At 71.2% G+C, this 20,637-nt stretch carries 22 protein-coding genes and 1 tRNA gene; 13 read left to right on the forward strand and 10 right to left on the reverse strand.

Features of this window, described 5'->3' with window-relative positions; translation table 11 throughout:
• Window positions 1-49 precede the first annotated feature (49 nt).
• Window positions 50-2,791, reverse strand: a complete 2,742-nt coding sequence (gene aceE / locus ACIP93_RS09955; protein ID WP_345223243.1) for a pyruvate dehydrogenase (acetyl-transferring), homodimeric type — start codon at window positions 2,789-2,791, stop codon at window positions 50-52.
• A 585-nt stretch (window positions 2,792-3,376) separates the two neighbouring features.
• On the opposite strand from aceE, the gene ACIP93_RS09960 reads away from it, so the two are divergent.
• From ACIP93_RS09960 to ACIP93_RS09985, 6 genes are all read left to right on the forward strand, one after another.
• A complete protein-coding gene (locus ACIP93_RS09960) occupies window positions 3,377-3,817 on the forward strand; it encodes a DUF3052 domain-containing protein (protein WP_345223246.1) in 441 nt (146 codons plus the stop codon).
• A 119-nt stretch (window positions 3,818-3,936) separates the two neighbouring features.
• Window positions 3,937-4,395: a peroxiredoxin gene (locus ACIP93_RS09965; RefSeq protein ID WP_345223247.1), complete on the forward strand. Its 459-nt coding sequence runs from the start codon at window positions 3,937-3,939 to the stop codon at window positions 4,393-4,395.
• Window positions 4,396-4,580: 185 nt separating this feature from the next.
• Window positions 4,581-5,156: a TerD family protein gene (locus tag ACIP93_RS09970; RefSeq protein WP_345223249.1), complete on the forward strand. Its 576-nt coding sequence runs from the start codon at window positions 4,581-4,583 to the stop codon at window positions 5,154-5,156.
• Window positions 5,157-5,257: 101 nt separating this feature from the next.
• On the forward strand, window positions 5,258-5,833 hold the full coding sequence (locus ACIP93_RS09975) for a TerD family protein (protein ID WP_345223250.1): 576 nt from the start codon (window positions 5,258-5,260) through the stop codon (window positions 5,831-5,833).
• Window positions 5,834-5,881: 48 nt separating this feature from the next.
• Window positions 5,882-7,024, forward strand: a complete 1,143-nt coding sequence (locus ACIP93_RS09980) for a DUF475 domain-containing protein (RefSeq protein WP_345223252.1) — start codon at window positions 5,882-5,884, stop codon at window positions 7,022-7,024.
• Window positions 7,025-7,181: 157 nt separating this feature from the next.
• The gene (locus tag ACIP93_RS09985; RefSeq protein WP_345223253.1) at window positions 7,182-7,937 is read left to right on the forward strand and encodes a Tellurium resistance; all 756 of its coding nucleotides are present in this window, start codon (window positions 7,182-7,184) and stop codon (window positions 7,935-7,937) included.
• A gap of 89 nt (window positions 7,938-8,026) precedes the next feature.
• Here the strand turns inward: ACIP93_RS09985 and ACIP93_RS09990 are convergent, their stop codons facing one another.
• Complete coding sequence (locus ACIP93_RS09990; RefSeq protein ID WP_401757252.1) at window positions 8,027-8,944, reverse strand: TerD family protein; 918 nt, start codon at window positions 8,942-8,944, stop codon at window positions 8,027-8,029.
• 188 nt (window positions 8,945-9,132) lie between these two features.
• Here ACIP93_RS09990 and ACIP93_RS09995 point away from each other — a divergent pair, with 188 nt between their 5' ends.
• The 3 genes from ACIP93_RS09995 (at window position 9,133) to ACIP93_RS10005 (ending at window position 13,827) form a co-directional block, all read left to right on the forward strand.
• The gene (locus ACIP93_RS09995) at window positions 9,133-10,314 is read left to right on the forward strand and encodes an HpcH/HpaI aldolase/citrate lyase family protein (protein ID WP_345223256.1); all 1,182 of its coding nucleotides are present in this window, start codon (window positions 9,133-9,135) and stop codon (window positions 10,312-10,314) included.
• Window positions 10,315-10,339: 25 nt separating this feature from the next.
• Window positions 10,340-12,964, forward strand: a complete 2,625-nt coding sequence (locus tag ACIP93_RS10000) for a phosphoribosyltransferase (RefSeq protein ID WP_401757254.1) — start codon at window positions 10,340-10,342, stop codon at window positions 12,962-12,964.
• Between the two features lie 77 nt (window positions 12,965-13,041).
• A complete protein-coding gene (locus ACIP93_RS10005; protein ID WP_401757923.1) occupies window positions 13,042-13,827 on the forward strand; it encodes an HAD family hydrolase in 786 nt (261 codons plus the stop codon).
• On the opposite strand, the gene ACIP93_RS10010 is transcribed toward ACIP93_RS10005, so the two are convergent.
• Entirely contained in the window at window positions 13,757-14,428 is a 672-nt protein-coding gene (locus ACIP93_RS10010) for a DedA family protein (protein WP_345223260.1), read from the reverse strand. The two genes, ACIP93_RS10005 and ACIP93_RS10010, sit on opposite strands and share 71 nt — an antisense overlap.
• A gap of 77 nt (window positions 14,429-14,505) precedes the next feature.
• Here ACIP93_RS10010 and ACIP93_RS10015 point away from each other — a divergent pair, with 77 nt between their 5' ends.
• Both ACIP93_RS10015 and ACIP93_RS10020 read left to right on the forward strand, forming a co-directional pair.
• Entirely contained in the window at window positions 14,506-15,165 is a 660-nt protein-coding gene (locus tag ACIP93_RS10015; RefSeq protein ID WP_401757255.1) for an O-methyltransferase, read from the forward strand.
• Between the two features lie 49 nt (window positions 15,166-15,214).
• Complete coding sequence (locus tag ACIP93_RS10020; protein WP_401757256.1) at window positions 15,215-15,427, forward strand: zinc ribbon domain-containing protein; 213 nt, start codon at window positions 15,215-15,217, stop codon at window positions 15,425-15,427.
• Between the two features lie 66 nt (window positions 15,428-15,493).
• Here ACIP93_RS10020 and ACIP93_RS10025 read toward each other — a convergent pair whose 3' ends face one another.
• Together ACIP93_RS10025 and ACIP93_RS10030 are read right to left on the reverse strand one after the other, a co-directional pair.
• A complete protein-coding gene (locus tag ACIP93_RS10025; RefSeq protein ID WP_401757258.1) occupies window positions 15,494-16,936 on the reverse strand; it encodes a hypothetical protein in 1,443 nt (480 codons plus the stop codon).
• A 71-nt stretch (window positions 16,937-17,007) separates the two neighbouring features.
• A complete protein-coding gene (locus tag ACIP93_RS10030; protein WP_345223268.1) occupies window positions 17,008-17,766 on the reverse strand; it encodes a DUF4097 family beta strand repeat-containing protein in 759 nt (252 codons plus the stop codon).
• Between the two features lie 189 nt (window positions 17,767-17,955).
• Between ACIP93_RS10030 and ACIP93_RS10035 the strand changes: the two genes are divergently transcribed.
• Together ACIP93_RS10035 and ACIP93_RS10040 are read left to right on the forward strand one after the other, a co-directional pair.
• Window positions 17,956-18,030 (forward strand) — tRNA-Val (locus ACIP93_RS10035).
• Window positions 18,031-18,138: 108 nt separating this feature from the next.
• On the forward strand, window positions 18,139-18,360 hold the full coding sequence (locus tag ACIP93_RS10040; protein ID WP_345223271.1) for a helix-turn-helix transcriptional regulator: 222 nt from the start codon (window positions 18,139-18,141) through the stop codon (window positions 18,358-18,360).
• 265 nt (window positions 18,361-18,625) lie between these two features.
• Here the strand turns inward: ACIP93_RS10040 and ACIP93_RS10045 are convergent, their stop codons facing one another.
• The 5 genes from ACIP93_RS10045 to ACIP93_RS10065 all read right to left on the reverse strand — a co-directional run bounded on the left by ACIP93_RS10045 (window position 18,626) and on the right by ACIP93_RS10065 (window position 20,620).
• A complete protein-coding gene (locus ACIP93_RS10045; protein ID WP_401757260.1) occupies window positions 18,626-19,132 on the reverse strand; it encodes a glycine-rich domain-containing protein in 507 nt (168 codons plus the stop codon).
• A 93-nt stretch (window positions 19,133-19,225) separates the two neighbouring features.
• Window positions 19,226-19,390 (reverse strand): hypothetical protein, encoded by a 165-nt coding sequence (locus tag ACIP93_RS10050; RefSeq protein WP_401757262.1) that lies wholly within the window; start codon window positions 19,388-19,390, stop codon window positions 19,226-19,228.
• Window positions 19,387-19,968 (reverse strand): hypothetical protein, encoded by a 582-nt coding sequence (locus ACIP93_RS10055; RefSeq protein ID WP_401757264.1) that lies wholly within the window; start codon window positions 19,966-19,968, stop codon window positions 19,387-19,389. Before ACIP93_RS10055 ends, ACIP93_RS10050 begins: the two co-directional genes overlap by 4 nt.
• Window positions 19,965-20,144 (reverse strand): hypothetical protein, encoded by a 180-nt coding sequence (locus tag ACIP93_RS10060; protein WP_401757266.1) that lies wholly within the window; start codon window positions 20,142-20,144, stop codon window positions 19,965-19,967. The genes ACIP93_RS10055 and ACIP93_RS10060 overlap by 4 nt, the downstream gene beginning before the upstream one ends.
• A complete protein-coding gene (locus ACIP93_RS10065) occupies window positions 20,144-20,620 on the reverse strand; it encodes a hypothetical protein (RefSeq protein ID WP_401757268.1) in 477 nt (158 codons plus the stop codon). The genes ACIP93_RS10060 and ACIP93_RS10065 overlap by 1 nt, the downstream gene beginning before the upstream one ends.
• Window positions 20,621-20,637 lie beyond the last annotated feature (17 nt).

Consider the following 20,637-nt stretch of genomic DNA (forward strand, 5'->3'; position numbering starts at 1 on the left):
AGGCGGTGGGAACCCGAGGGCTCCCACCGCCTTCACCGCGTCCGGGGTGCTACGCGTCGCCGCCCGCGGCGCCCGGGTCGGCCGCCGTCACGTCGAGCAGCCGGTAGCGGTCCACCGCCTGCTTCAGCGCCGAGCGGTCGACCTTGCCCTGCTTGGCGAGCTCGGAGAGCGTCGCCAGGACGATCGACTGCGCGTCGATGTGGAAGTAGCGACGGGCCGCGCCCCGGGTGTCGGCGAAGCCGAAGCCGTCCGCGCCGAGCGAGGTGTACGGGCCCGGCACCCAGCGCGAGATCTGGTCCGGAACCGAACGCATCCAGTCGGAGACCGCCACGAACGGTCCCTCGGCGTCTTCGAGCTTGCGCGTCACATAGGGCACGCGCACCTCTTCCTCGGGGTGCAGGAGGTTGTGCTCCTCGCACTCCACGGCCTCGCGCCGCAGCTCGTTCCAGCTCGTCGCGGACCAGACGTCGGCCTTGACGTCCCACTCGTCGGCGAGGATCTGCTGCGCCTCGACCGCCCACGGAACCGCCACGCCGGACGCCATGATCTGCGCCGGAAGGGAGCCCTTGGTGCCGGACTTGAAGCGGTAGATGCCCTTGAGGATGCCGTCGGCGTCCACGTTCTCGGGCTCGGCCGGGTGCTGGATCGGCTCGTTGTAGACGGTCAGGTAGTAGAAGACGTCCTCGTTCTCCTCGGGCGTCCCGCCGTACATCCGCCTCAGGCCGTCCTGCACGATGTGCGCGATCTCGTACCCGAAGGCCGGGTCGTACGACACGCAGCCCGGGTTGGTCGAGGCCAGGAGCTGCGAGTGGCCGTCCGCGTGCTGGAGGCCCTCACCGGTCAGGGTCGTACGACCGGCGGTCGCACCCAGTACGAAACCGCGCGCGAGCTGGTCGGCCATCTGCCAGAACTGGTCACCGGTGCGCTGGAAACCGAACATCGAGTAGAAGACGTACACCGGGATCAGCGGCTCGCCGTGCGTGGCGTACGCCGAGCCCGCGGCGATCAGCGAGGCCGTGCAGCCCGCCTCGGAGATGCCGTCGTGCAGCATCTGGCCGGTCGGCGACTCCTTGTACGCGAGCAGCAGCTCCCGGTCCACCGACTCGTACTGCTGGCCGAGCGGGTTGTAGATCTTCGCACTCGGGAAGAACGCGTCCATGCCGAAGGTGCGGTACTCGTCGGGCGCGATCAGCACGAACCGCTTGCCGATCTCCTTGTCCCGCATGAGGTCCTTGAGCACCCGGACGAACGCCATGGTCGTGGCGATCGACTGCGAGCCGGAGCCCTTCTTCGCAGCCGCGTACGTCTTGTCCTCGGGCAGCGGGAGCGCCTTGGCCCGCACCACGCGCGAGGGCACGTAACCGCCGAGGCTCTTGCGGCGGTCGTGCATGTACTGGATCTCTTCGGAGTCGCGGCCCGGGTGGTAGTACGGCGGCGCGCCGCTCTCCAGGTCCTTGTCCGCGATCGGGATGTGCAGCCGGTCGCGGAAGCGCTTGAGGTCCTCGGCGGTCAGCTTCTTCATCTGGTGGGTCGCGTTGCGGCCCTCGAAGTTCGGGCCGAGCGTCCAGCCCTTGACCGTCTGTGCGAGGATCACCGTCGGCTGGCCCTTGTGCGCCTTGGCCGCCGCGTAAGCCGCGTAGACCTTCTTGTGGTCGTGGCCGCCGCGTCCCAGGTGCAGGATCTGCTCGTCCGACATGTCCTTGACCATGTCGCGCAGCCGCTGGTCGTCGCCGAAGAAGTGCTCGCGGATGTACGCGCCGGTCTCGGTGGCGTACGTCTGGAACTGGCCGTCCGGGGTCGTGTTGAGCTTGTTGACCAGGATGCCGGTGCGGTCCTGCGCCAGCAGCGGGTCCCAGGAACGGTCCCAGACCAGCTTGATGACGTTCCAGCCGGCGCCCCGGAACTGCGACTCCAGCTCCTGGATGACCTTGCCGTTGCCGCGCACCGGGCCGTCGAGGCGCTGGAGGTTGCAGTTGACGACGAAGGTCAGGTTGTCCAGGCCCTCGCGGGCGGCGATGGACAACTGGCCCAGCGACTCGGGCTCGTCCATCTCGCCGTCGCCCAGGTAGGCCCAGACGTGGGACTTCGAGGTGTCGGCGATGCCGCGCGCCTCCATGTACCGGTTCATCCGGGCCTGGTAGATCGCGCCCAGCGGGCCCAGGCCCATCGAGACGGTCGGGAACTCCCAGAAGTCCGGCATCAGGCGCGGATGGGGGTACGAGGACAGGCCGTTCGGGAACTTCGACTTCTCCTGGCGGAACGCGTCGAGCTGCGTCTCGGTCAGCCGGTCCAGGAGGTACGCGCGGGCGTAGATGCCGGGGGACGCGTGCCCCTGGAAGAAGATCTGGTCGCCGCCGTCGCCCTCGTCCTTGCCCCGGAAGAAGTGGTTGAAGCCCACGTCGTACAGCGAGGCGGAGGACGCGAAGGTGGCGATGTGGCCGCCGACCCCGATGCCCGGGCGCTGCGCCCGGGAGACCATCACGGCCGCGTTCCAGCGGGTCGCGTTGAGGACCTTGCGCTCGATCTCCTCGTCGCCGGGGAAGAACGGCTCGTCCTTGGTGGCGATCGTGTTCACGTAGTCCGTGCTGCGCATCTCGGGCACGGCCACGCGCTTCTCACGGGCGCGTTCGATCAGGCGGAGCATCAGGTAGCGGGCGCGCTCGCGGCCCCGCTCGTCGACGGCCGCGTCAAGCGAGTCGAGCCATTCCCGGGTCTCCTCGGGATCGAAATCCGGGACCTGGCTCGGCAGGCCACCAATGATGATCGGGTTGCGATCGGTTCCGGAAGCCACGCTGTTCCTTCACTGGTAGGGAAAAGACCTGGTGCGCACAACGCGCGAAGTCTGCGCTGACTGTGCGGGTGCACTGACTGTGCTGGGTGCACCGACTGTGCTGGGCGCACTGGCGGTGCTGGGTGCACTGACTGTGCTGTGTGTCCTGTCAACGGGGGCGTCGCGCCGCAACCATCGTGTACCCAGGGGACGTAAACGTCATCTCTACCGATTGGTAACCGGGGGTTCCGGAGGGCGTGGACCGACCGTCCGGCCGGGGCCCGTCTGCGGCGCCGGTCGATTCGCAACCTTACGCGCACCGCGATCACACGTTCCCGGAGAGCGTTCACCCCCGTCGGAGGCACCGAAGCCGCAGAATGTGCCAAAGCGTTCCTTATGGTGTGGGATGAATCACTGCACGGGCCCGCGGAGCCGTCAGGAGTTGCGGCGGGGCCGTCCCATCCGTCACCGTTTCGGCGGTCCGGACGGCCGGGTACTTGCGCGATCGGTCCCGCCCGTGTGGACTACGGCCAATGCCGCGCACGCGCGCGGCACCGAACGCATCGCTGAAAAAGCACTTCCCGAAAAAAGATCAGGAGGCAATCCGTGAGCGCGACCGCGGACCACGCGGAGGAGCGGACCAACCCTGCCGCGAGGCTGGGTTTCCAGCCCGAGCAGGTGGTCCAGGAGATCGGCTTCGACGACGATGTCGATCAGGAGCTCCGCGAAGCCATCGAGGAGATCATCGGCGGCGAACTCGTCGACGAGGACTACGACGACGTGGCTGACGCCGTCGTCCTGTGGTTCAGGGACGAGGACGGCGACCTGACGGACGCGTTGGTGGACGCCACGCAGCTCGTCGACGACGGTGGCACCGTCTGGCTGATGACTCCGAAGACCGGCCGTGACGGCTATGTCGAACCGAGCGACATCAACGAAGCCGCACAGACCGCCGGTCTTTCCCAGACCAAGAGCGTCAACGCGGGCAAGGACTGGACGGGCAGCCGTCTGGTCTCGCCGAAGGCGGCGAAGTCCGGCAAGCGGTAACGGCCGGAAACACCTCAGGCAGCACCGAAGGACCCCCGTCGACGCAGGTCGGCGGGGGTCCTTTGCGTACGCTGGCGGCAGCTTCACCGCATCGGCCCAACGAAAGGCAGCGCATCCCCATGGCGATCGAGACGGGCGTGCAGGCCCCCGACTTCACGCTCAAGGACAACCACGGCCGCACCGTGCGGCTGTCCGACTTCCGGGGCCGGAAGAACGTCGTGCTGCTCTTCTACCCCTTCGCCTTCACCGGCGTGTGCACCGGCGAGCTGTGCGCCCTGCGCGACGAGCTGCCGGCCTTCCAGAACGACGACGTGCAGCTCCTGGCGGTCTCCAACGACTCCATCCACACCCTGCGCGTCTTCGCCGACCAGGAGGGTCTGGAGTATCCGCTGCTGTCCGACTTCTGGCCGCACGGCAACGTCTCGCGCGCCTACGGCGTCTTCGACGAGGAGAAGGGCTGCGCGGTGCGCGGCACCTTCATCATCGACAAGGAGGGCACGGTCCGCTGGACCGTCGTCAACGGCCTCCCCGACGCTCGTGACCTGAACGAGTACGTCAAGGCCCTCGACACGCTCTGATCCGCGCGACAGCCTGGGGTCCCGGACGGATTTCCGGGTTCCGGCAATCTCCGGGACCACAGGAATTCGGGACTTAAGTCCTGCCGTGACGGGAACCGGTCACTAGGATCAGCACGTTGATCCGTATGCCAAGCACTACGGGGGCAGGGCCTCTCCTGAGCCCCTCGACACACTTTGGAGGACTCGTGGGAGTCAGCCTCAGCAAGGGCGGAAACGTCTCGCTGACCAAGGCCGCCCCGAACCTGACCGCGGTCATCGTCGGTCTGGGCTGGGACGCGCGCACCACCACCGGCGGTGACTTCGACCTCGACGCCAGCGCGCTGCTGACGAACGACGCCGGCAAGGTCACCAACGACTCGAACTTCGTCTTCTTCAACAACCTGAAGAGCCCCGACGGCTCCGTCGAGCACACCGGTGACAACCTCACCGGTGAGGGCGAGGGCGACGACGAGGTCATCAAGGTGAACCTGGCCGGTGTCCCGGCCGACGTCGCCAAGATCGTCTTCCCGGTCTCGATCTACGAGGCCGAGTCCCGCCAGCAGAGCTTCGGCCAGGTCCGCAACGCGTACATCCGCGTCGTGAACCAGGCCGACAACACCGAGCTGGCGCGCTACGACCTCAGCGAGGACGCCTCGACCGAGACGGCCATGGTCTTCGGCGAGCTCTACCGCAACGGCGCCGAGTGGAAGTTCCGCGCCATCGGCCAGGGTTACGCCTCGGGCCTGCGCGGCATCGCGCAGGACTTCGGCGTCAACGTCTGAGCCGAGCAGCAGCACTCCCGTCGTCCGGCGCCGTACTTCTCCAGTGCGGCGCCGGACGCGCAGGGCCGTAGTTCCGTTACCGCGGGGAGGAAGAAAAGATCATGGGCGTCACGCTCGCCAAGGGAGGCAATGTCTCCCTCTCCAAAGCCGCTCCGAACCTCACCAAGGTGCTGGTCGGGCTCGGCTGGGACGCACGTTCCACCACCGGGGCCGACTTCGACCTGGACGCCAGCGCACTGCTGTGCCGGGACGGCCGGGTGCTCGGCGACGAGTACTTCGTCTTCTACAACAACCTGACCAGCCCCGAGGGCTCCGTCGAGCACACCGGCGACAACCTCACCGGCGAGGGCGACGGCGACGACGAGTCGCTGATCATCGACCTCTCCCAGGTCCCGATGAGCGTCGACAAGATCGTCTTTCCGGTCTCGATCCACGACGCCGACAACCGCGGCCAGACCTTCGGCCAGGTCAGCAACGCCTTCATCCGCGTGGTGAACCAGGCGGACGGCCAGGAACTGGCCCGCTACGACCTCAGCGAGGACGCCTCCAGCGAGACCGCGATGATCTTCGGCGAGGTCTACCGGTACGGCGGAGAGTGGAAGTTCCGTGCCGTTGGGCAGGGGTACGCGTCCGGACTGCGGGGCATCGCTCTAGACTTCGGGGTCAACGTTTCGTAAAGCCCCGCTCCCAGCGGGGGAGAGCACTACTCAATGATGGGGTAGCCAGTGGTTCTGAAAACCTTCGGCTGGTCGTTCGCGGTGACCGCGCTCGGCCTGGTCGCGGCGGTTCTCTACGGGGGGTGGACCGGCTTCGGAATCGTGGCGATCCTGTCCATCCTGGAGATCTCGCTGTCCTTCGACAACGCGGTGGTCAACGCCGGGATCCTGAAGAAGATGAATGCCTTCTGGCAGAAGATCTTCCTCACCATCGGCATCCTGATCGCCGTGTTCGGCATGCGCCTGGTCTTCCCTGTCGTCATCGTGGCCATCAGCGCCAAGATCGGGCCCATCGAGGCCGTCGATCTGGCGATGACCGACAAGGACATGTACAAGCAGCTGGTGACCGACGCCCACCCGTCGATCGCCGCCTTCGGTGGCATGTTCCTGCTGATGATCTTCCTGGACTTCATCTTCGAGGACCGGGACATCAAGTGGCTCGCCTGGCTGGAGCGTCCGCTCGCGAAGCTCGGCAAGGTCGACATGCTGTCGGTCTGCATCGCGCTGATCGTCCTGCTGATCACGTCGATGACCTTCGCGGTCAACGCCCACCAGCACGGCGGCACGCACGTCAACAAGGCCGAGACCGTACTGATCTCGGGCATCGCCGGTCTGATCACCTACCTGATCGTCGGCGGTCTCTCCGGGCACTTCGAGAACAAGCTCGAAGAGGAGGAGGAGCGCGAGCACGAGGCCGAGGAAGAGGCGAAGCGCACCGGCAGGAAGAACACCGGCATGGCCCTGGCGGGCAAGGCCGCGTTCTTCATGTTCCTCTACCTGGAGGTCCTGGACGCGTCGTTCTCCTTCGACGGCGTCATCGGCGCCTTCGCCGTCACCAACGACATCGTCCTGATGGCGCTGGGCCTGGGCATCGGCGCGATGTACGTACGTTCGCTGACGGTCTATCTGGTCCGCCAGGGAACCCTGGACGACTACGTCTACCTGGAGCACGGCGCGCACTACGCGATCGGCGCCCTCGCCGTGATCCTGCTCGTCACGATCCAGTACGAGATCCACGAGGTCATCACCGGCTCCGTGGGCGTCATCCTGATCGCCTGGTCCTTCATCTCCTCGGTCCGCCGCAACAAGCGGATCGCGGCCGAGGAAGCGGCGGGCGGAGCGAATCTGAAGAAGGAAGTCTCCGGGGTCTGATTCAGGACCCCCGGTTCCGGCCCGCTCGCGGGTGTGACCCGGAGAAGATTGAGGAACGCTCCCAACGGGGCGGCCGCAGGGCGACACCGCCCCCGTGGCCGCCCCGTTGGGCGTGTCCGGCAGGGGCGGGGAGCGACAGAGGTGGGGGTGGGGGCCGATGGCCTTCTGGGACAGGATTCGTGACAGCCTCGGCGGCTGGCGGGGGAGTTCGGCGCGGTTCGACTCCGGCAGCGCCTCGACCAACTCCATCGAGCTGACCAAACGGCATCCCACGGTCTCGCTCGGCAAACAGGGCGCCGACACCGGCAGCCTGCGCGTCAACCTCTCCTGGCGGATGCGCACCTCCGACATCGGCGGCCGGCAGCGGCACGACGGGAACTTCCTGAGCCGCCCGCTGAAGTTCTTCCAGCCCGAGACCGTCCAGGCGCACACCCAGGGCGTCGTCAACGTCGACCTGGACCTCGGCTGCCTCTACGAGCTCAAGGACGGCAGCAAGGGCGTCGTACAGCCCCTCGGCGGCTTCTTCGGCGACATGAACGAGCCGCCGTACGTCAAGCTCAGCGGCGACGACCGGTTCGGCGCGCCCTCCGGTGAGACGGTCTTCATCAACCTCGACCACCGCGAGGAGATCAAGCGGCTGCTGGTCTTCGTCTACATCTACGACCAGACCCCCGCCTTCGACCGCACCCACGCCGTCGTCACGCTCTACCCCAGCAACGGCCCCCGGATCGAGATCGCCCTCGACGAGCGCGCCCCGCAGGCACGTTCCTGCGCCGTTTTCACCATCGAGAACGGCAAGGAGGGGCTGACGGTCCGCCGCGAGGTGAAGTTCGTCTACGGATTCCAGGCCGAGCTGGACCGCCTGTACGGCTGGGGCCTCCAGTGGGGCCGCGGGTACAAGACCAAGGCCTGAGGCCTTCCGCGGCACCGCGCGGCGCCGGCGCCGCCCGGCCCGCGAACCGGATGTCGCGGCCGGGCGGCCCGCACACGCCTCGGGAGCGGTCAGCCCCGGATGAACTGCGGCCCCATCGGCGGCAGCCGGAAGTTCGGGTCGGGGGCGTGGGCGGCGGCGGCCGCGGGCTGCGGGTAGCCGTAGGCGGGCTGGTTCGACGCGGGCTGCGGGTAGCCGTACGCGGGCCGGCCCTGCGGCGGGGGAGGGGCCGCGTGCGGATAGCCGTAAGCGGGCTGCGCGGGCGGCTGCGGGTACGGCCGGCCGGGGGCCGCGGTCGGCGGCACGGCCTGGGTGGCGGGCTCCTGGGCGGGCACCGGGGGCGGGGGCGCGCTCGCGGGGGAGGCGGGGGCCGGAGGGACGGACGCCGCCGCCGGGCCGGCCGCCGCGGCCGGGGGCGCGTCGGGGGCCTCGCTCTCGTCGACCGAGACGCCGAACTGGGTGGCCAGGCCCACCAGCCCGGTCGGGTAGCCCTGGCCCACCGCGCGGAACTTCCAGCCCTCCCCGCGCCGGTAGACCTCCCCGCAGATCACGGCGGTCTCCTCGCCGGTCTCCGGCTTCACGTCGAACATCGCGAGCGGCTCGGCGCCGGCCGCGGCCGCGTCGTACAGCAGGATCCGCAGGTCGCGCACGTGCGCGAAGGTGGCGCCCTCGAAGGCCTCCAGGTCCAGCGAGGCGGCGATCACCACCCGGTCGACCGTGCGGTCCAGGGAGGTGAGGTCCGCGACGATCGTGTCGGTCGAGCCCTCGGGCACCCGCTTCATCGGCAGCTTGCGCACGAAGCCCGAGGGGTGGCGTACGTAGTTGTAGAAGACGAAGTCCTCGTCGCTGCGCACACGCCCGTCGGCGCCCACCACCAGGGCCGAGGCGTCCACGTTGGGGATGCCGGGCCCGGGGGTCCACCGGAGCACGGCCCTCACGGCCGTGGCGTCGAGAGGTACGTTCGCGCCCTTCAGCATGGCGTGCGTCATGCCGGTCATCCTGCCTCGCCGCGGCCGGTGCGGACAACGTGGGGGGCCGTTCCCGTACGGTCGGGGGTTGGGCCGCGACCTGCGGGTTACCTGGAGTTCACACAAGGGGGGAACCGCGGTCACCCGCCCCTACGTACTATTACCGGCCACATGTCCGACGATCCACACGCCAGCTCGGGGGTACTCACATGCGTCATTTCGGGCATATCCCTGCTGCGGTACGGGCTGAGCTCTTCCACCGGGAGCCCGTCCGCTTCGACGCGGACTCCCCGGCGCCGCTGCTCGCCGCCGCCCTCGGCGCGACCCTCTACAGCCCGGCGACCCGCCCCCGGCTCGCGGACGACATCCTCAAGCAGGCCGGGCGCGGCGTGGTCTCCATGGTGCTGTGCCTGGAGGATTCGATCGCCGACGACGACGTCGAGGCCGCCGAGGCCAACCTCGTGAGCCAGCTCGCCGACCTCGCCGGGCGCGGCGCGCAGACCCCGCTGCTCTTCGTCCGGGTGCGCGAACCGGCCCAGGTGCCGGACCTGGTGCACCGGCTCGGCGACGCCGTACGGCTGCTGTCCGGATTCGTACTCCCGAAGTTCACCGAGGAACGCGGGGTTCCGTTCCTGGAGGCGCTCACCGACGCCGAGGCGGCGAGCGGGCGCAGACTCTTCGCGATGCCCGTCCTGGAGTCCCCGGAGCTCCTGCACCTGGAGACCCGCACCGAGACCCTCGCCGGCATCGCCCGCACCGTCGACAAGTACCGCGACCGGGTGCTCGCGCTGCGGCTCGGCGTCACCGACTTCTGCTCCGCGTACGGTCTGCGCCGCGCGCCCGACATGACGGCGTACGACGTCCAGATCGTGGCCTCCGTCATCGGCGACGTGGTGAACGCGCTCGGCCGCTCCGACGGCACCGGCTTCACCATCACCGGGCCGGTGTGGGAGTACTTCAAGGTCCAGGAGCGGATGTTCAAGCCGCAACTGCGGCGCAGCCCCTTCCTGGAGGGGCGGGCGGAGGAGCTGCGCACCGCGCTCATCGCCCACGACCTCGACGGGCTGCTGCGCGAGATCGGCCTGGACCGGGCCAACGGACTCCAGGGCAAGACCTGCATCCACCCCTCGCACGTCCTGCCGGTGCACGCGCTCTCGGTGGTCAGCCACGAGGAGTACGGCGACGCCCGGGACATCCTGCGGCCCGAGCGGGACGGCGGCGGAGTCATGCGCTCCGCCTACACGAACAAGATGAACGAGGTGAAGCCGCACCGCGCCTGGGCGGAGCGGACCCTGCTGCGGGCCGAGGTGTTCGGCGTGGCGGGGGCGGACGTGGGCTTCGTGGAACTGCTGGCGGCGGGGCTCGCCGGGCTCGCGGGGCGGCAGGAATGACGGCAAGGGGCGCGGTGTGAGCGGTGTGAGCAGCGGACGAAGCGGAAGAAGCGGAAGAAGCGGAAGAGGGAACGACGACGTGGTGTGGTCGGGCAGGTGGGTCGCGGAGCGGCTGGGCGTGGAACTGGTCCCCCCGGAACGGGAGACCGGGCCGGACTCCGTGGGTGCGCGCGCCCCCGAGCCGCTGCACGACCTCCTCGGGCTCGCCCTGCGGCGCAACCCCAAGCGGGCGCACCTGCTCGTCTCGAACGTGCTCGGCAAGCACGTACCGCAGCGGCCGTCCCTCGTGCACGGGGCCGGGGTGGCCCTGGGCCGGGAGGTGCGGGCCCTGCTGGGCGACGCGGAGGCCGCCCGGGCGGTCGTCCTCGGTTACGCGGAGACCGCCACCGGCCTCGGCCACTCGGTCGCCGACGGCCTGGCGCTCGCCCCCTGCCTGCACTCCACCCGCCGCCCGGTCGCCGGGGTCGCCACGGCGGGCGGCTTCGAGGAGTCCCACTCCCACGCCACCTCGCACCTGCTGCTGCCCGCCGACCCGGAACTGCTCGCCGGGGACGGGCCCCTGGTCCTCGTCGACGACGAGTTCTCCACCGGCAACACCGTCCTCAACACCATCCGCGACCTGCACGCCCGCCACCCGCGTGCGCGGTACGTCGTCGTCGCCCTGGTCGACATGCGCACCCCGGCGGACCGGGCCCGCCTGGCGGACTTCGCGCGGGAGACCGGCGCCCGGGTCGACCTGGTCGCCCGCGCCTCGGGCACGGTCCGGCTGCCGGACGGCGTGCTGGAGAAGGGGCAGCACCTGGTCGCCGAGGAGGAGGCACGCGGCGCCCGGGAGCGGAGCCGGCACCGGGGCGCTGGTTCCGCCGCTCCTGCCGCTCCCGCCGCCCGTGTGGACCTGGGCTGGCCCGCGGGCCTGCCCGACGGCGGACGGCACGGCTTCACGCCCGGACACCGCCGGACACTGGAGGCGGCCCTCCCGGGCATGGCGGCACGGGTTGCGGACGCGCTCGGGGACGCGCCCGGACGCGTGCTGGTCCTGGGCTTCGAAGAGCTGATGTACGCGCCGCTGCGGATCGCCACGGCGCTCCAGGAGACGGGCGTCGACGTCCGGTACTCCACCACCACCCGCTCCCCGGTGCTGGCCGTCGACGACCCCGGCTACGCGATCCGCACCCGGCTGGTCTTCCCCGCGCACGACGACCCCGCCGACGGTCCCGGCGAGCGCTACGCCTACAACGTCGCGGGCGCGGGCTTCGACACCGTGCTCGTGGTCGTCGACTCGACGGCCGACACCGCCGAACTCCACGGCCCCGACGGGCTGTTGGCGACGCTGGCCCCGCACGCGGGACGCGTCCTGCTGGCGGTCGTCCCGTCGTACGTCCCCCCGGGCGTCCCGTCCGCGCCCGGGGCCGACGCCGTGCCCGGCGCGGGTGTGTGCTCCGCGACCGTTCCCCGTCCCTCCGTCCAGGAGAACTCCGTGCTGCCCGAGCCACTGCGTGGTCCCGTCTTCTCCTCCTACGCGCCCGACGAGGTCGGCTGGCTGCTCCGGGACCTCTCCGACGTCTCCCTGGAGGCCCCCACCGAGGAGCGCGAGGAGGCCGTCCAGGCGGGCGGCGCGCACTACGCGGAGTCGCTGCCGGTCGAGTACCAGCCGACCGAGGAGTACCAGGAGCTGTTCCGGGCCGCGCTGGAGGAGTCGGCGGGGCGGATCGCGCGGGCCGTCGGCGTCGTCACCGAGACCGTGCTCGCCGAGCGCTCCCCGCGCCCCGTACTGGTCTCGCTGGCCCGCGCGGGCACTCCCGTCGGCGTCCTCATGCGCCGCTGGGCGCAGCACCGGCACGGCCTGGACCTGCCGCACTACGCCGTGTCCATCGTCCGGGGCCGGGGCATCGACGCCAACGCCCTGCGCTGGCTGGCCGCCCACCACGACCCCGCCGACGTCGTCTTCGTCGACGGCTGGACCGGCAAGGGCGCCATCACCCGCGAACTCGCCGCCGCCGTCGAGGAATTCCACGCGGCCGCCGGCCTCGAAAGCGCCCCGGGCGGTTTCGACCCGGAGATCGCGGTCCTCGCCGACCCCGGTTCCTGCGTCCGCACCTACGGCACCCGCGAGGACTTCCTCATCCCCTCCGCCTGCCTCAACTCGACCGTGTCCGGCCTGATCTCGCGCACCGTCCTGCGCGCCGACCTGGTCGGCCCGAACGACTTCCACGGCGGCAAGTTCTACCGCGAGCTGGCCGGCTCCGACGTGTCCAACGACTTCCTGGACGCGGTCACCGCCCGCTTCGCCGACGTCACCGAGGACGCCGTCGCCGAGGCCAAGGTCCTCCAGGGCCAGGACCGCACCCCCACCTGGGAGGGCTGGGCCGCCGTCACGCGGATCAGCGAGGAGTACGGCATCCACGACGTGAACCTGGTCAAGCCGGGCGTCGGCGAGACCACCCGGGTCCTGCTGCGCCGGGTCCCCTGGAAGATCCTCGCCCGGCGCGGCGCCGGGGCCGACCTCCGGCACATCCGCCTCCTCGCCGAACAGCGCGGGGTGCCCGTGGAGGAGGTCGACGGCCTCCCGTACACCTGCGTGGGCCTGATCCACCCCCGCTACACCCGGGGCGCGACGGGCGCCGACGGCACGGCGGTGACCGCCAAGTGACCGGTCCCGCACCGGTGCTGGTCGCCAGCGACCTGGACCGCACGCTCATCTACTCCGCCGCCGCCCTCGGCCTGTCCATGCCGGACGCCCGCGCGCCGCGCCTGCTGTGCGTGGAGGTGTACCAGGGCAAGCCGCTGTCGTACGTCACCGAGGAGGCGGCCCGGCTGCTCCCGGAACTCGCCGCGGCCGCGCTCTTCGTGCCGACCACGACCCGCACCCGCGAGCAGTACCACCGCATCCGGCTGCCCGTCCCCACCCCGCGGTTCGCGATCTGCGCCAACGGCGGGCACCTGCTCGTGGACGGCGTCTCCGACCCGGACTGGCAGCGGCAGGTCGCCGGCCGCCTCGCCGACGCGTGCGCCCCGCTCGCCGAGGTCCGCGCCCACCTGGCCCGCACCGCCGACCCCGCCTGGCTGCTCAAGGACCGGGTCGCCGAGGACCTGTTCGCCTACCTCGTCGTGGAGCGCGCCCTGCTGCCCGACGGCTGGGTCAAGGACCTCGCCGCCTGGGCCGTCGAACGCGGCTGGACGGTCTCCCTCCAGGGGCGGAAGGTGTACGTCGTCCCCGCGCCCCTCACCAAGAGCGCGGCCGTCCGCGAGGTGGCCCGCCGCTCGGGGGCCCGGCTGACCCTGGCCGCCGGGGACTCCCTGCTCGACGCGGACCTGCTGCTCGCCGCCGACCGGGGCTGGCGTCCCGGCCACGGCGAACTGGCCGACGAGGGCTGGAGCGCGCCGCACGTCACGGCCCTGGAGGAGGCGGGCGTGGCGGCGGGCGAGGAGATCCTGCGCCGCTTCACCGCCGCGTCGGCTGCTTCTCCTCGTGCCCTGATCCCCGGCGGGCCTTCTCCTTCCGGCTCTTCCTGACCCGTACGACCACGAAGGCGACCACCGCGACCGCGGCCACGCCGAGCACCACCTTGGAGTACAGCGAGACGTAGCTAGCCACCTGCTCCCAGTTGTCGCCGAGCAGGTAACCGGCCATCACGAACAGGCCGTTCCAGATCGCGCTGCCGAGGGTGGTGAGCCCGAGGAAGACGGGCAGCGGCATGCGTTCCACCCCGGCCGGGAGGGAGATGAGACTGCGGAAGACGGGGACCATCCGTCCGAAGAACACCGCCTTCGTCCCGTGCTTGGCGAACCAGGCCTCGGTCTTCTCGATGTCGGCGACCTTGAGCAGGGGAACCTTCGCCGCGAGGGCGACGGTCCGGTCGCGCCCCAGCAGCGCTCCGATCCCGTACAGCGCGAGGGCCCCGACGACCGACCCGAGCGTCGTCCACACCAGGACCGCCCACAGGTCCATCTTCCCCGCGCCCGCGGCGAAGCCCGCCATCGGCAGGATCACCTCGCTGGGCAGCGGCGGGAAGAGGTTCTCCAGGGCGATGGCGAGGCCGGCACCGGGGGCTCCCATGGCGTCCATGAGCCCGGTGATCCAGGAGGGGGCGGCGGGTGCTGCGCTTGCGACCATGTCGTCCACGTTAAGTCGGCTGCCCTGAAGGCAGACTGAAATGCGACGCGGTACGCGACGAGGTGGAGGAGCGGTCCATGACCAAGGGCAACACCACGAAAATCACCGACGAGTTGTACGAGTACGTCCTGGCGAACAATCCGCCGCTGGACCCGGTGCAGCAGGAGCTGGTCGAGACGACCTGGGAGCACTTCCCGGCGTCGGCGGGCATGCAGTCGGCGGCCGAACAGGGCCCGCTGCTGGCCTTCCTGGTACGTCTCACGGGGGCGCGGCACGTGGTGGAGGTCGGCACCTTCACCGGCTTCTCGGCGCTGGCGATGGCGCGGGCGCTGCCCGCGGACGGGCGGCTGATCACCTGCGACATCTCGGAGGAGTGGACGGCGTACGGACGCCGGGCGTGGCAGAAGGCCGGGGTCGCGGACCGGGTGGAGCTGCGGCTCGGCGACGCGCTGGAGACACTGCGGGCGATGCCGGCGGACGCGCACATCGACCTGGCGTACCTGGACGCCGACAAGCCGCAGTACGTCGCGTACTGGGAGGAGCTGGTGCCCAGGATGCGGGAGGGCGGGCTGATCGTGGTGGACAACGTGCTGTTCCACGGGGGCGTGGTGGACCCGCGGGCGGAGGGGAACGCGGCGGCGATCCGGGAGTTCAACGCGCACGTGAGGAAGGACGGGCGGGTGGAGAGCGTGCTGCTGGGCATCGCGGACGGGGTGACGCTGGCGCGCAGGAGGTGAGCGCGGCGGGGGCTGCGAGGGGCCGGCGGCGGCCCCTTACCCTGTGGCCATGCCTCGCTACGAGTACCGCTGCCGTCCCTGTGACACCACCTTCGAGCTGAACCGTCCGATGGCGGAGTCCGCCGACCCCGCCGCCTGCCCCGAGGGGCACACGGACACCGTCAAGCTCCTGTCCGCCGTCGCCGTCGGCGGCACCAGCAGTGCGCCGGCCGGCGGCGGCGGTGGAGGTGGCGGCTGCTGCGGGGGCGGCTGCTGCGGCTGACGGCCCGCTCCCCGGGCGCGGCGGTGGACAGCGCGACCCCGTCGCACGCGCGGGCGCGGCGGGGGCTCAGCCCGCTGCCGCGCCGCGCTCCTCGCGGATGGCGGAGACGACGCGGGTGACCGTCGCGCGGACCGCCTCCGTCTCCGTGAGGAAGTGCCAGTAGTCGGGGTGGCGGCCCTCCAGGTCCGCGACCGCCCGGTCCAGGCGGGCGACCGCGTCGTCCAGCGGCCGGGCGTGCCGAGGGTCGGGCGTGTTGCGCCCGGCCATCGCCAGCCGCTGCGCGTCCCGGATCGCGAAGCGGGTGCGCTGGATCTCGGCCTGCGGGTCCTTGGCGACCGCGTTCAGCCGCTGCAACCGGTCCCCGGCCGCCGAGACCGCCTCGTCGGTGTCGTTCAGGAGCGCCCGTGCCGTGCTGATCAGCGACGTGGCGTCCGGCCAGCGCTGTTCCTCCCGGGCCTGCCCGGCCTCCTTGAGCCGCTGCTCCGCGAGCCGCACGCTCTGCGCCGCCTGCGCCGGAACCCCCTGGAGGTCCTGCCAGCACGCCGCCGTGAACCTGCGCCGCAGCTCGCTCAGTACGGGATCGACCTTGCCGGCCCGTGTCGTCAGGGCCTGGGCGCGGGTCCGCAGCGACACCAGCCGCCGGTCGATCTCCGCCGCACGCTGCGGCAGGGCGGCGGCCTCGGCCCGTACCGCCTCGGCGTCCCGCTGCACCTGCTCGGCCCGCGCCAGGGTCTCCGGCACGCCGTGCTGCCCGGCGCCCTGGTTGAGCCGGGTCAGCTCCGGGGCGAGGGCGGCGAGCCGGGCCGCGAGGTCGTCGGCGCGCAGGCCGGCGGCCCGTACCGCGTCCAGGGCGTTGCTCGCGCCGAGCAGGGCCTGCCGGGCGCGCTCCACGGCCGGGGCCAGCCGCGCCAACTGCGTCTCGGCCTTGTCGAGCAGCGGGGTGAGGCTCTGCGAGAAGCGGTCGAGCTCGCCCTTGACCCGTACGAGGTCGTCCTTGGCCCTGCCGAGCTCGGCGCGGGCCCTGGCGGCGTCGCCCGCGTCGAGGTCGTCGCGCTCCAGGTCGTGGGCGTCGACGGCGGTGATGTACGTGTGGCTGGCCTCGTCGATGCGCTGCCCGAGCGCGGCGAACTGCTCGGCGGTGCGCCGGGCGCCCGGCGAACTGTCCACGGCGGTGATCGTCTCGATGGAGATCCGCAGGTCGCGCTGGGCGGTGTCCAGCTCGTAGAAGGCGGCCGCGGCGGCGTCCTTGGCGGCCAGCGCGTCCGCCCGCGCGCTCTCGCTGCGCCCGCCGAACCAGCGCCGGGTGCCGCCCCCGGCGAAGGAAGCGGCGGCGAGCGGCAGCAGGACGGCCGGCAGCAGCACCAGCGCCACCGCGTCACGCACCGCTGCGGCCCGCGCGGACCCCGTGGTCCCGGCAGCCCCCCGACCGGGCCTGGCCGCGGTTTGCGGACCGGTCCGGGCCCGACGGCGTACTCGCTGCGTCTGCGGCTGCGCGTCTGTCGCCGTCACATGCCTCTCCCGTACCGTGTCCGCCTGCCTGGTTCATTCTCCCACCAGGTAATGACGAACACACGGGCCGGTTAGTTCGCGCTTCGCACCGTGACTTCGCCGTTGTCGGTGCGCAGCTTCACCACGTGGCTGCTGGTCTCCGCCTTGGGCACGTCCACCCGCGCCTCGCCGTTGCCGGTCTCCACGTCGACCTTGTACGTCGCCTTCGGCAGCGTGAGCCGGATCGAGCCGTTGTCGCTGCCGCCGTCGACGAGGTCGGGGGTGGCGGCGAAGCCCATCTCCACCGTGCCGTTGTCCGTCCGGGCGGTCACGGACCTGGCGGCGAGGCGTTCGCCGACGATCTCCCCGTTGGAGGTCTTCAGGTTCAGTCTGCCGCTCATGTCCTTGACGGCGATCTCGCCGTTGTCGGTCGTGACCGCCATGTCGGTGGTGAAACCGGCGGCCTCGACACGGCCGTTGTCGCTCTCCACGTTCACGGTGACGCCGCGCGGGACCTTGACCGAGTGGCGGGCCTGGCAGTTGGTGGCGATGCCGGAGCACTTGACCTTCAGGTCCAGGGTGTCGCCCCGCAGCTCCCACACGGGCTCGGGGCCGCTCCCCAGCAGCGCCCACCCGTCGACCTGCCGCTCGACCTCGATCTGCTGGACGTCCGCCGGCACCAGGGTCAGCCCGGAGTCGTGCCCGGCGACCGTGAGGGTCCGCCCGCTGAACGCGAACGACTTCTTCTCCACGGGCGCGTCCATGACGTCCGCACCGCCGCACCCGGAGACGGAGAGCGCGACGAGAACGGCCCCGCCGAGGGCGAGAAAGGTGCGGGTCTTGGCTGCCATGATGCGGTCCCCCTGCTGCGTACGATCGGTGTGCCCCCAACCTAGGCACCGGGGCCCACCCCGCACGATCCGGCCGCCCACCGGATCGGGGGTGGGGCTAACCCCCCTGCCCCGCCCGTGACCAGCACCGCCACCGGATCCGGCTTGCGAAGCAGCCCCCGGGGCCATGTACGCTGTTGCCTCATGCCCGGGCGCGTAGCTCAGGGGTAGAGCGCCGCCCTTACAAGGCGGATGTCGGCGGTTCGAAACCGTCCGCGCCCACCAGGGATAAACAGCAGGTGAGAGCCTGTTTGAAGCCCCTCAATCAAGATCGATTGGGGGGCTTTCTCGTGTCCGGAGTCCGTTCGATCTTCAGGTGGATGGCATAGGCGTGTGCCACCCGCTGAACCGCCCGCACGGGTCCTCACCCGCCGCCGGGCCGTCGGTGACGCACGCAAGGCCGCCGGCCTCACACAAGAGGCGGTCGCCCTGCGCATCGGGATGGAGCGGCACAACGACAACCGGATCGAGCAGGGCCACGCGAGTGCCCGCCTCGACTCCCTGCTCCTCATCGCCGACGCGATCGGCGTCCCGCTCGCCGACCTCGTTCGGTAGGTCGGCGGTCCGCAGGAAGTCGGCGCTGCGAACCGCCGGGGCGCGGGGGTTCTACTCGCTGCCACCTCCGCAGCACCCGCAGGGCACAGTGACCGGGCCCTGGGGCGTCGCCATCACGACGAAGCCGTGGCCGGGACACCTACGGGTATGCCGCGGACGCCGCCCCTTGGGGGAGCGCGCCTGAGCGCGTGCCTTCACGGACTTGAACTCGGCGATGGCAGCCCACTGTTGTTCATTCATGGCAGCAGGGTAGAGGTCGGTTCGGTCAGTTCTGGGTGCTTTCGCACGAGACCTCCGAGCAGTTGCAGTCCGTGCAGTTGGTCTCGGAGTGCTGGCAGTCGGCGGCCACGACGAACGTTCGATCCTCCGCCGGAATCCAGAGGTCGCGGTCGACGCTGAACCCGGCCATCTCGATGGCGACGGTCGTCCGGCCGAGGATGCCCTGGGACCTGGTTGGGTTCGGCGGTTGCGGGACGTGGTGGACGAACCGGCCGCCGAGGCGCTCGCAGAGCCGGGCGTACGTCTGGGTGTGCAGGATCAGGGCGTGCCAGCCCTCGTCAACGACGCGGGACGGCGCCAGGCCGGCGCTGGCGGGGTCCCGGGTGGCGGCGGTGGCGACGAACTTCAAGGCGTCGAGGACGATCCGCTGCGCGAGCGCCGTCTCCATCCCCGGGTTCGCGCGGAGAACGGTGCGAGTGACCGCATCGAACTCGGCGGTGGTCAGCAGGGATCGGGCGTCCCTGGTGACGGGCGCGCAGGTGGTGGTACTCATGTGGTGCCTCCCGTTTCGGTGGGTGGTGCATGAGGCCCGCCCCGGCCGCCGTCCGTAGCAGGGCTCAGGCGGCGGGGGCGGGTGCACGAGGGGTTACTCCTCGGACTCGTCCGGGGGAGCCGCAGGGGTGAGGTCGTCGGCGGTGATCGGCTCGCCGTGCCACAGCAGCGTCACCCCGTGCTCCGCGCAGTGCGCTCCGGATTCGTCCTCGTCGGGGAACTGGTGGCCGTTCCCGGCACGGCTCGGGCACCGCGTCATGACGGCGTCCCCTGGTTGCCCACCAGGATCCGGAGGGCGCCGAAGGGCGCGTATGTCGCCTCGCCGCGCGCGTCGCAGTACCGGGCCCGCCAGGAGAGGGCGTGATCGCCCATGTCGAGCAGCAGTGCCACGGAGAGCGCTTCGGAGACCTGGCCTGGCTGGACGGGCCGCGACCAGAACAGCGCGCTGCTGGGCGTAGTGCGACTGGGGTGCGGCAGGATCAGATGCTCGTCGGGTGGGACGAACGTGCCGAGCCCGTCAGGATCGCAGCGCTTGTACCACTTCGGACCCGTCGGCCGGGTGAGGGCCAGGTACCAGCCGGCGGCCGGAGCGGCTGCCATCGGACCCTCAAGGAAGCGGGTGAGTCTCTCGGCGACGGAGGGCGGATCGGTGCTGTGTACGGCCGCGTGCACCAGGGGGGCGGGCATCCGGACGGCCTCGTACTCGATGCCCATGCCGGGCCAGACGTGCCGGCCGGTCGGCCAGTTCCGGGTCTGCGCGCGGGCGGCGTCCCCGTGGCCCAGCAGCCAGGCGGCGGCGGAGTCGGCAGCAGCAGGCGTGCTGAGGAGGGTGGTCATGGCGTCCTCACCTGCCAGGTCCGGCGAGCCTCCCACGCCGCCATCAGCCGCGTACCGACCGGGCACAGGGCCCCGGCCTGGCACTCGGGGCAGCAGGCCAGGCCGTGCTTCATGAGCGCGGTGAAAGCGAAGTAGCTGGGCGACTGCTCCAGTACGACCTCGGACAACCGGACCATCACCTGCCCTCCTTCCCGGAGAGGGCGGAGACGCCGGCCTCGATCATCGAGGCGACGGCCGCCGGCTCGCAGAGCCGGCCAGGGGCGGCCATCGCGACGGTCCAGTACATGCCGGGCGGGCCGAGCTGGTCAGTGTCAGGTACGGCCAGCCGGCCCCGGCCGCGGTAGTTCCCGGCACGGGCCGACCAGGCGGAAGCGCCGCCGGTGGGGACGAGCGGGTACGTCCACTTCTCACCGTCCTGGATCACCGGCCCGCCGAGCATCTGCGGCAAGGTCCGGCCGATCGCGTCCCGGTTGTCCGTGCCGAGGGCCGCGCGTACGACCGAGAACGGGATGCGGACCGCGTCGAAGCGGACGCCGAGCGGCAGCATCGCCACCCCGCGCTCCGCCCACTCCCGGTGCGCGGCGTCCGGATCGGCGTGCGCGCGGGCCAACCAGTCAGCAACGGACGTTCGGTTGTCGGATCGGGTGTGCACGGTCGCCCCCGGCATCG

The sequence above is a fragment of the Streptomyces sp. NPDC088745 genome (genome assembly GCF_044751045.1).
In the GTDB taxonomy this organism is placed as follows: Bacteria; Actinomycetota; Actinomycetes; order Streptomycetales; family Streptomycetaceae; genus Streptomyces; species Streptomyces cremeus.

Coding starts and splice junctions, on each gene's coding strand:
- ACIP93_RS09965 (WP_345223247.1), top strand. CDS start 3,937: ATGGCGATCGAGACGGGCGTGCAGGCCCCCGACTTCACGCTCAAGGAC.
- ACIP93_RS10005 (WP_401757923.1), top strand. CDS start 13,042: ATGCCGGACGCCCGCGCGCCGCGCCTGCTGTGCGTGGAGGTGTACCAG.
- ACIP93_RS09975 (WP_345223250.1), top strand. CDS start 5,258: ATGGGCGTCACGCTCGCCAAGGGAGGCAATGTCTCCCTCTCCAAAGCC.
- ACIP93_RS09985 (WP_345223253.1), top strand. CDS start 7,182: ATGGCCTTCTGGGACAGGATTCGTGACAGCCTCGGCGGCTGGCGGGGG.
- ACIP93_RS09995 (WP_345223256.1), top strand. CDS start 9,133: ATGCGTCATTTCGGGCATATCCCTGCTGCGGTACGGGCTGAGCTCTTC.
- ACIP93_RS10015 (WP_401757255.1), top strand. CDS start 14,506: ATGACCAAGGGCAACACCACGAAAATCACCGACGAGTTGTACGAGTAC.
- ACIP93_RS10010 (WP_345223260.1), bottom strand. CDS start 14,428: ATGGTCGCAAGCGCAGCACCCGCCGCCCCCTCCTGGATCACCGGGCTC.
- ACIP93_RS10055 (WP_401757264.1), bottom strand. CDS start 19,968: ATGACCACCCTCCTCAGCACGCCTGCTGCTGCCGACTCCGCCGCCGCC.
- ACIP93_RS10020 (WP_401757256.1), top strand. CDS start 15,215: ATGCCTCGCTACGAGTACCGCTGCCGTCCCTGTGACACCACCTTCGAG.
- ACIP93_RS10045 (WP_401757260.1), bottom strand. CDS start 19,132: ATGAGTACCACCACCTGCGCGCCCGTCACCAGGGACGCCCGATCCCTG.
- ACIP93_RS09990 (WP_401757252.1), bottom strand. CDS start 8,944: ATGACGCACGCCATGCTGAAGGGCGCGAACGTACCTCTCGACGCCACG.
- ACIP93_RS10060 (WP_401757266.1), bottom strand. CDS start 20,144: ATGGTCCGGTTGTCCGAGGTCGTACTGGAGCAGTCGCCCAGCTACTTC.
- ACIP93_RS10050 (WP_401757262.1), bottom strand. CDS start 19,390: ATGACGCGGTGCCCGAGCCGTGCCGGGAACGGCCACCAGTTCCCCGAC.
- ACIP93_RS10030 (WP_345223268.1), bottom strand. CDS start 17,766: ATGGCAGCCAAGACCCGCACCTTTCTCGCCCTCGGCGGGGCCGTTCTC.